A 655-nucleotide genomic window follows, 5' to 3' on the forward strand; every position below is an offset into this window, starting at 1 on the left:
TGAATAAGGCTTACTACCCGAGTTACTCGATCATTGCTTTTCACAGGCCAGATCAGCCAACACGGGCTTGGTAGATCTGGGCAAATTCCTGGGCAAACCCAGCAAAAGACCGTCGCCCAAACACCTTTTCAGTGCTGGTTTGATAGTAGTCATCCAGTAACCCTTGGCCAATAGCTCTACCCATATCGACCATGTAGTGCTGAGCAACATCCGCTTTAATTCCGTTCTGGACCAGCGCACTCAAAAGTTGTTGATCGGTGAACGTGACCCACGTTAAATCCGGGCGACCAATGGATGCGCCCAGAATGGCCGCCAGCTCATGGCCCGACTTGTGGTCGCTGATGATGTTGACGGCGGTGCTTCCCCGGAAGGAGAGCGTATTGAAGGCCTCGGCTGCGGCCTCCGCGATATCGTCCGGGTGAGACATGACTAGACTCACATCCCCATCAAAATTGTTGCCGATGATGCCCTGCTGGTGGATCATGGGTATACTTCCATAGAAATTGGAATAGAAGCCGGCTGGTCTCAGATGCAGGATATGAACGTCTGTCAATGCGCTCAGCCAGGTTTCTAAACTTTGATAGCCCAATAAAGGCGGACGACCCGCTAAAACCGAGCCCACACTGCTCAGATTCACTACATACGGAATATGGGC

1 protein-coding gene is annotated in these 655 nt (G+C 52.1%); it reads right to left on the reverse strand.

Translation table 11 applies throughout. From position 1 onward, the window contains the following. Positions 1-52 precede the first annotated feature (52 nt). Positions 53-655, reverse strand: a 603-nt coding sequence (locus ACYVGO_RS38765) for a Rossmann-fold NAD(P)-binding domain-containing protein (RefSeq protein WP_460974164.1), incomplete at its 5' end; no start/stop codon positions are given.

The sequence above is a fragment of the Spirosoma migulaei genome (assembly GCF_054776855.1).